The following is a 541-nucleotide window of genomic DNA, read 5'->3' on the forward strand; positions in this document are numbered from 1 at the left end:
TAATTCAACAGTATCATTTCCATTACTTAAATTAACTTCATCATTACCACTTCCTGTAATTATAGATAAATTATTACCTGCTGTTTCATTTATAGTGATATTTCCAGTTGAAGAAGAAGCATTAATATCTACTGATAAATTGTTGAAAGTAGTATTTCCAGTCATATTAGCTGTTAAATCTACAGAACTGATATTTGACATATCAATTACTCCACCACTTCCATCTAAAGCTAATGTACCAGTACCATTTATAGTATGTCCACTAATTATAGTTGCATCAGCACTTAAGGTATTTGAAGCTGAAATTTCTATAGAGTTTGAACCATTATTTACAGAACTAATTTCAAAATCACTACTTACTTTTATATCATTTGAAATATTTGATAAATCAATTAAAGATGCGGAACCACTAGTAATATCAACAATTCCATTTCCAAGTACAGTTTTACTTGAAATAACATCTGCATCAACACTTATTGTTTTTGTTGCAGTTGTTGTAATAGTTCCAACAGAAGCATTTAAAGAACTTACAGTCACAGTT

Annotated in this window: 1 protein-coding gene; it reads right to left on the reverse strand. The window is 28.8% G+C overall.

Annotation, left to right across the window (positions count from 1 at the left end; translation table 11 throughout):
* A partial coding sequence (locus B0174_RS12270) for a hypothetical protein (protein ID WP_205663533.1) occupies positions 1-541 on the reverse strand: 541 nt, incomplete at both ends.

The sequence above is a fragment of the Arcobacter caeni genome (assembly GCF_003063245.1).
Classification (GTDB): domain Bacteria; phylum Campylobacterota; class Campylobacteria; order Campylobacterales; family Arcobacteraceae; genus Aliarcobacter; species Aliarcobacter caeni.